This window comes from Sphaerisporangium melleum, from assembly GCF_014646695.1.
Classification (GTDB): Bacteria; Actinomycetota; Actinomycetes; order Streptosporangiales; family Streptosporangiaceae; genus Sphaerisporangium; species Sphaerisporangium melleum.
In genome coordinates this window covers 1-7,795 of record NZ_BMNT01000084.1, presented here as the reverse complement: position 1 = coordinate 7,795, position 7,795 = coordinate 1, and the positions used below count along the sequence as shown (strand labels likewise).

Here is a 7,795-nt window from a genome sequence, read left to right as displayed (position 1 = left end):
GTGACCGCGCCACCCTCGAACACCCGGGAGGCACCCTGGGTCAGGCTGATCAGACCCGCGGCCACCGCCGCGAGCTGGTCGGCCCGGTCCTTGGGGAACCCCTCCGAATACGCCAGTGGCAACCCGTCGGAGGAGACCACCACGGTGTGCGCCACCCCCGGGACGCCCCGGACGAAGTCGGTGATCAACCAGTTGACTCCACGGGCGGCCTGGCTCAGTTCTCTCACTTGTCCTCCTTGTCGCCCTGAATGCGCCGCAGGTCGGCTCTGAACGCCACCTCGTCCTCGCTGAGCTCGCCCCGGGCGACCGCCCGGCCCTGCCTGATGCCCTGCTGGAAGCTGGACAGACGGCTGCGCGCGCGATCCGGCGAGAGCGCCGGCATGGCGGGCGGCGGCGAAGCGGTCTCGGTGTTGCCGGCGGAGCCGGGCACCAGGTTGGCCTTGGGCACGCGCTTGGGCAGGCCCGCGGACGTGGTGCCGTCCCTGACCGGCTCCTGGACGACCGCCGCCGCCTGCCAGCCGGCGTCAGCGGGGATCTGCTGCCACCCGCCGGACTCCTTGTCCTTGCTCTGATCGTTGTCCGCTTTCCGGAACCAGGCCGACTCGACGGACGCGAAGATCGGCAGGAACTCCTCCTCCTGCTCCATGGGAGAGGAGTGGACGGCCGGAAGCGGGCCGGTGACCGCGTCCAGGTCGCTGGAGTCGTAGCGGCGCGGACGCAGCCGGCCGGGGGTCTCTCCCCCACCGGCGCCCGGCCCGGTGGGCGGCCCGCCGAACGAGCCGGGCCCGCCGAAGGATCCGGAGCCGGTGGCCGGGCCGCCGAACGAGCCCGCACCGGTGGCGGGCCCGCCGAAGGACGAAGGTCCGCCGAAGCCGCCCGTCGCGGCCGCGGGGTTGCCGAACGGGTCGGGCGCCGGGTTGCCGAACGGGTCGGGGGCGGGGTTGCCGAACGGGTCGGGGGCGGAAGCGCCGTATCCACCGGTGGGCGGGCCCCCGAAGGAGGAGGGCCCGCTCGGCGGCCCACCGAAGGAGGTCGGGCCGCTCGGCGGTCCGCCGAAGCCCGAACCGGTGGCGGGCCCGCCGAAACCGCCGGAGCCGGGGCCGTAGTAGCCGCTCGAGCCACCGGTGGGCGGGCCGCCGAACGAGCCGGGACCGGTGTTGGGGCCGGCGAAGCCGCCTCCCGTCGTGGGGCCCATGGGTCCCGCCCCGTTGGGCCCGCCGAACGGGGCGGGGTCGGCGAACGAGCCGAAGGCACCCGCGCCGGCCGGCACGTCGAAGGCTCCGTTGCCCTGGGGAGCACCGCCGAACAGGCCGGCCCCGTTGGTGGCCGGTCCGGTGGCCGACCAGGCGGCCGGAGCGCCCGCGCCGGCGAGCGACTGGCCGGTCGGACCGGCGGCGCCGGGGTGACCCGAGCCCATGAGCGACTCCGGCAGCAGCACCATCGCGGTCAGGCCGCCGGTGTCGTGCCGCCTGAGCTGCACGCGGATGCCGTTGCGCAGCGCGAGCCGGCCGACCACGAACAGGCCCATCCGGCGGGAGACCGACACGTCCACGACCGGCGGGTTGGCCAGGCGCCAGTTGGTCTGGGCCAGTTCCTCGTCGGTCATGCCGATGCCGGCGTCGGTGATGGAGATCATCACGCCGCCGCCGTCGATGCGGTTGCCGGTCACCGAGACCCGGGTCTCGCGGGGCGAGAACGAGATGGCGTTCTCGACCAGCTCGGCGAGCAGGTGGATGACGTCGTTGACGGCCTGGCCGACGATGGAGACACCGCCGGGGACGTTCATGGCGACGCGCTCGTAGTTCTCGACCTCCGACAGCGAGGCGCGCACGACGTCCAGTATCGGCACCGGCTGGCTCCAGCGGCGAGCGGGCTCCTGGCCGGCGAGGACCAGCAGGTTCTCACTGTTGCGGCGCATGCGGGTGGCCAGGTGGTCCAGGCGGAACAGGTCACCGAGGCGCTTGTCGTCCTGCTCGCCCTGCTCCAGGCCGTCGATCAGCGTGATCTGCCGCTCCACGAGGGTCTGCGTGCGCCGGGACAGGTTGACGAACATGGCGCTGACGTTGCTGCGCAGTTGCGCCTCGTCGTTGGCCAGGCGGATCGCCTCCCGGTGGACCTCGTCGAAGGCCCGGGCCACTTCGCCGACCTCGTCGGTGGAGGCCACGGCGATCGGGCGTACGTCCGGCGGGCCGCTGTTGCCCTCCGACTCGCGAAGTTTCTGCACCATTTCCGGCAGACGCCGACCGGCGATCTCCAGCGCCTCGCGGCGGAGCTGCCGGAGCGGGGACACCAGCGATCGGGCCATGACGGTGGTGATGATCAGGACCAGGATGAGCAGCAGGGCCACGACGCCGATGTTGACCGCGGCCTGGCTCTGGTCGGCCCGGGCGAGCTCGCCGGCCCGCTCGACGATGGAGCGGCCGAGCGCACGCTGCGCCTCGTGCATGCGGTTCAGGCCGTCACTGGAGGCCTCGAACCACTTCTGCACGTCGTCGGTGCCGTCCACCAGGTCGAGGACCACCCGGGCCTGCGGCTGCCGGGTGCCGGTCGTCTCGGCCACGGCGTTGGTCTGCTGGGTGAGGAAGAGCGCGCGCTGCACCATGGCGGCGGCGACGTCGATCTGCCGGCTGCTCACGGTGTCGGAGTACGCCTGCCGCTCGGCCGGCGTGGCGCGCAGCAGGAACGCGTTCTGCTCGCTGGCCTGCTGGGATCGGGCGGTCTCGAAGGCGCTGAGCGTGCTCTGGTCGAATCCCCTGGCGATGAGCGCGATCGACAGCAGACCTCGCTGCCGGGACGCCTGCTCGGCCGCGCGGGACATCGCGGTGAAGGCGGCGGAACTGGAGTCGAGCGCTTCGTTGGTGCTGCCTCGCACCATCTCGCCGAACACCGCGAGCAGGTCGTCGATGACGAAGTTGTACTTCTGCAGCGTGGGCAGCGCGGGGAGCTGCGTCGAGGAGCCGACCGAGAAGTCCCGCAGGGTGTGCAGCTCCGAGAGGCGGTCGAGAGCGCGGTCGAACTCCTGCCGGCCGGCCGAACCGAGCTCCGACTGGACGTCCTTCTTGCGGTCGAGCACCCGCTGCACCGCCGCGTCGACGGCGTTCTGCTGGTCGCGGATGAGCAGGCGCGCCTGGGTGCCGCGACGGCCATTGGCGACGAACCTCGCCGTCAGGTCACGTTCCAGGTCGAACTGATACACCAGGTCGCTCAGTGTGGTGACGAACTCCGCGACCGTCCGGACGCGTTGATATTCGGTCGCGCTCTGTATCGAGGTGGCCACGCGCAGGCCACCGAGCAGGACGGCCACCGTGGTGGGCACCAGAATGAGCGCGATGAGACGGGTTCGCACCCGCCAGTTACGCAGAGCCAACGACCGTGCGGGCTTGTCTGCTTGGTCGGTGGGCGCACCCGGGTCGGAAGGCTGTTGGGCTGCGTCCGGCGTGGTACGGCGACCGCTCTCGATTGTTGCTGTCCTCACTGGTCGCAACCTCTCGCCAGCTGGTCTGCTTCTTGGGGGGAAGTCCACGCGCGTGTTACACGTGGCAAGTCAAGGGGCAATTGGAGCATAAGCCTACGAGGTCAACCAATAGCTATGGGTAATTAGAACGGTCCAAAGCATTATTCGGGCAGGACGGATCCCACCCGGAGGGTGCGCCCGAGATCACAGCACCGCGCCTGCGCCACTGGACCGCACCGCCGGCTTTCATGGGCCGCTACACCGTTCCAATCCGACAAATCATAAGAAGTCGGACAATCAGTACAAAAGTGGAATTTTTTACAACTTCCCTGACAAAGGCCGCGTATCCATGTGAGCGCAGATCTTCCTCCGCTAGGCTTCACGCTCGCCATGCCACCTCCTGCCTTCCCCAGAGGCCGGCAGGGCACTCTTCCCCCACACAACTAAAAGGACAACCTCCATGAGACTTAGGGGTCGTACCTTCGCCATCGGCCTGCTGGCCACCCTCGCACTCGCGGCCTGCGGGAGCGGCGGCGACGACAAGGGCTCCACCTCGTCGGCCAACGCCGGAGGACTCGAGAAGACGACGATCAGCGTCTCGACCTCCGCGATCGCCGACCACTCCGCCCTCTACATCGCACAGAAGCGCGGATTCTTCAAGGAGGTGGGCCTGACGGTCAAAACGGAGATCACGCCCAGCACCGCGGCCACCATCCCCCGGCTGATGAACGGCAGCCTGGACGTGGCGGCGCTGGCGTACTTCTCCATCTTCTCCTCCCAGGAGGCCAAGGCGGGCGACTGGCGCGTCGTCGCCGACGCCTACCAGGCCGGCCCGGACGTGATCGACCTGGTGGTCCCCAAGGACTCGCCGATCAAGACCGTCAAGGACCTCGAGGGCAAGCGCGTCTCCATCGCCTCCCGCAACAGCGTCGGCGAGCTCGCGGTGGGCGCGACCCTGAAGACCGCGGGCCTCGACCCGGCCAAGAGCGTCCAGTGGGTCGGCATGGCCTTCCCCGAGATGCCGGCCAAGCTGCTCGCCGGTGAGATCGACGCCGCCTGGCTGCCCGAGCCGTTCTTGACCAACATACAGCGCGAGAGCGGCGCGCGTGTCCTCGCCGACACCATGTCCGGCGCCCTGGCCGACTTCCCGATCGCCGGGTGGGCCGCCACCTCCGACTGGACCAAGAAGTACCCCAAGACCATGGCCGCCTTCCAGCGGGCGATCCTCAAGGGGCAGCAGGTCGCGGCCTCCGACCGCAAGGCGGTCGAGGGCGTACTGCCGGACTACACCGCCATCAAGCCCGACGTCGCCGGAGTCATGAAGCTCGGCGTGTTCCCGACCTCGCTGAACGCGACGCGCCTGCAGCGGGTGGCCGACACCATGCAGGAGTACGGCTTCCTCAAGGGCAAGCTCGACGTGGCCCCGCTCCTGGTGCCGCTGCCTCAATGATCAAAGCACGTACGGCCCGCGGCGTCGTCGGCGTCGCGGGCCTGCTGGTCGTCGCGGAGCTCGTCGGACGGTCGGGCCTGATCGACCCCAAGCTGCTCCCCCGGGTGTCCACGGTCCTGAAGGCCGCGTTCGAGTTGATCGTGGACCCCGAGTTCCTGTTCTACCTCAGCGGCACGCTCACGGTGTGGGGAGGCGGGCTGCTCCTCGCGGTGCTGCTCGGCACCCCCGCCGGCCTGGTGCTCGGTAGCCTGCCCAAGGCCGACCTCGCGGTGCGGCCGCTGATCGAGTTCATGCGGCCGATCCCCTCGGTCGTACTGCTGCCGCTGGTCACTCTGCTCATGGCCTGGGATCACGGCATCAAGATGACGATCGTCGTCTACGCCGCCATCTGGCCGATTCTCATCAACACCATGTACGGCCTGCGGGACGTCGACCCCGTCGCCAAGGAGACCCTGCGCAGCTTCGGGTTCGGCCGGCTGGCCGTCCTGGCCCGGGTCTCGCTGCCCAGCGCGGCGCCCTTCGTGCTCACCGGTGTGCGCATCGCCGCCTCGATCGGCCTGATCGTCACGGTCAGCGCCGAGTTGCTGGCCGGAGGCGTGGACGGCATCGGCACCTATATGGTGCGCGCCCAGTCCGGCTTCCGTACCGATCTGGTGCTGGCCGCCACGGTGTGGACCGGTCTGCTCGGGCTCGTCGCCAACGCGCTGCTGATGCGCGTGCACCGGTGGGCGTTCCGATGGCACGTGGTGAAGTCCGGAGGCCTGGCATGACCGTCACGACGGCCCCCGAGAACGTCAAGGGCGACGCCGCGACGCCGCGCACGCCGGGAAACCGGTGGCACTCGCTGACCGCGGTGCTCACGCGGGTCTGGCTGGTGCCGGTCGCCATCGTCGCCTGGGAGCTGGGCACCCGGCAGGCGGAGTCGTTCTACTTCCCCCCGCCTTCGGCGATCGTCATCCGGATGCACGAGCTGTGGTTCTCCGGCCCGGCGAGCGATCTGTTCCTCACCGAGGAGGCGATCGAGAACTTCGGGCCGAGCCTCGGCAGGCTGTTCACCGGGTGGATCCTCGCCTGCCTGATCGGGATCACGCTGGGCATCGCCCTCGGGCGGTCCGCCACGCTCTACGACTACGTCAACCCGATCGTGGAGTTCGCGAGGGCCACGCCGCCACCCGCGCTGATCCCGCTCTTCGTGATCCTCTTCAAGATCGGCACGCCGATGCAGCTGGCCACCATCGTGTACACGGTGGTCTGGCCCATTCTGATCAACACCGTCGACGGGGCGCGGTTCCTCGACGGCACCTACGCCGACACCGCCAAGGTGTTCGGGCTCACGCGGGCCCAGCGGTTCTTCCGCATCATCCTGCCCTCCGCCGCGCCCAAGATCTTCGCCGGAATGCGGGTGAGCCTGTCGATCGCCGTGATCCTCATGGTGGTCTCCGAACTGGTCGGCTCGATCGACGGCATCGGCTATCTGATCCTGTTCAAGCAGCAGAGCTTCGACCTGCCCGGGATGTGGGGGGGCGTGGTGCTGCTCGGCATCCTCGGCTACGTGCTGAACGCGTCCTTCATCCTCGTGGAGCGCCGCGTCCTTTCCTGGCACCGGCGAGCCCGGCAGACAACCTGAGGAACCATCGTGCTCGATGTCGTCAACCTGCGTCACACGTACGGCGAGGGGCCGAAGGCCCACCAAGCCCTGGGAGGGATCGACCTCAAGGTCTCCGAGGGCGAGCTGGTCTGCGTCGTCGGCCCCTCCGGCGCCGGCAAGTCCACCTTGCTGCGCTCCATCGCCGGCCTGATCAAACCGACCGAGGGCCACATCCGGATCCGGGACACCGAGATCACCGACACCCCCGGGGACCTGGCCGTGGTCTTCCAGGACTACAGCCGCTCGCTGTTCCCCTGGATGACCGTCGAGGAGAACGTCGCCCTGCCGCTGCGCCGCCGGGGGCAGGACCGGAAGGCGCGCCGCGCGGCGGCCGGCGAGGCGCTGAACGCCGTGGGGCTGGCCGGTGCGACGGGGAAGTATCCCTGGGAGCTGTCGGGGGGCATGCAACAGCGGGTGGCGATCGCCCGTGCCATCGCCTACCGCCCCTCACTGATGCTCATGGACGAGCCGTTCGGCTCGGTGGACGCCCAGACCCGCGAGGACCTCGAAGATCTGGTGCTCCAGGTCCGCAAGGACCACCGCATGACCATTCTGCTCATCACCCACGACATCGATGAGAGCGTCTATCTCGGCGACCGGGTGGTGGTGCTCAGCAAGGCCCCGGCCCGGGTGGCCGGCGAGCTGCCGGTGAACCTGCCCTTCCCCCGCGACCAGATCGCGACGCGGGAGCTTCCCGCGTTCGTGCACCTGCGCGCCGAGGTCGGCCGTCTGGTGCGCGGCAAGGAGCATCCCGCGGCTCCCGCCACCGAGGAGGAAAACCTCGCGGACGCCGAGGACACCTCCCGTAGCGGCGAACGGCCCGCGGCCGGCTAGGCCACGGGCGAAGCGAGAACGAGAAAGAGGGGGCGCGGCCCGGGTCACCCGGGCCGCGCCCCCTCTTTTCTCCGCGTCCTGCGGCCGGCGCACGCCGTACCCGCCTCCCATCCGCGAGGCGGGCCGGTGCCGATCAGCGGCCTCCCCAGCCGGGGACCGCCACACGCATCGTCAGGGCGTGCTCGACCAGCGCGATGAGAGTGGACTTCACCGAGTCGCGCGAGCGGGCGTCGGTACGCACCAGCGGAATGTGCGGGGCGAGGGTGAGCGCCTCACGGACCTCGTCATCGACGTGCGGGTAGTGGCCGTCCCAGCCGTTGATGCCGACGACGAAGGGCAGCCCGGCCTCCTCGAAGTAGTCGATCGCCGGGAAACAGTCGGCCAGACGCCGCGTGTCCACCAGCACCAC

6 protein-coding genes and 1 pseudogene are annotated in these 7,795 nt (G+C 70.0%); 4 read left to right on the top strand and 3 right to left on the bottom strand.

The annotated features are described in order from the left end of the window. Together IEY93_RS36905 and IEY93_RS36900 are read right to left on the bottom strand one after the other, a co-directional pair. Positions 1-227 (bottom strand): roadblock/LC7 domain-containing protein (locus IEY93_RS36905; protein ID WP_189167810.1); only part of this gene is annotated, 227 nt, incomplete at its 3' end. After that, the gene (locus IEY93_RS36900; protein ID WP_189167809.1) at positions 224-3,346 is read right to left on the bottom strand and encodes a sensor histidine kinase; all 3,123 of its coding nucleotides are present in this window, start codon (positions 3,344-3,346) and stop codon (positions 224-226) included. The genes IEY93_RS36900 and IEY93_RS36905, both read right to left, overlap by 4 nt. A 568-nt stretch (positions 3,347-3,914) precedes the next feature. On the opposite strand from IEY93_RS36900, the gene IEY93_RS36895 reads away from it, so the two are divergent. Genes IEY93_RS36895 through IEY93_RS36880 form a run of 4 tightly spaced genes read left to right on the top strand, consistent with a single transcriptional unit; the run spans position 3,915 to position 7,386 of the window. Then, entirely contained in the window at positions 3,915-4,904 is a 990-nt protein-coding gene (locus tag IEY93_RS36895) for an ABC transporter substrate-binding protein (RefSeq protein WP_189167808.1), read from the top strand. Then, complete coding sequence (locus IEY93_RS36890) at positions 4,901-5,674, top strand: ABC transporter permease (RefSeq protein WP_189167807.1); 774 nt, start codon at positions 4,901-4,903, stop codon at positions 5,672-5,674. The genes IEY93_RS36895 and IEY93_RS36890 overlap by 4 nt, the downstream gene beginning before the upstream one ends. Next, complete coding sequence (locus IEY93_RS36885) at positions 5,671-6,531, top strand: ABC transporter permease (protein WP_189167806.1); 861 nt, start codon at positions 5,671-5,673, stop codon at positions 6,529-6,531. Before IEY93_RS36890 ends, IEY93_RS36885 begins: the two co-directional genes overlap by 4 nt. A 9-nt stretch (positions 6,532-6,540) precedes the next feature. Beyond that, entirely contained in the window at positions 6,541-7,386 is an 846-nt protein-coding gene (locus IEY93_RS36880) for an ABC transporter ATP-binding protein (protein ID WP_189167805.1), read from the top strand. Positions 7,387-7,519: 133 nt separating this feature from the next. Here the strand turns inward: IEY93_RS36880 and IEY93_RS36875 are convergent. Beyond that, a pseudogene (locus IEY93_RS36875) lies at positions 7,520-7,795 on the bottom strand (ATP-binding protein); the annotation flags it as partial.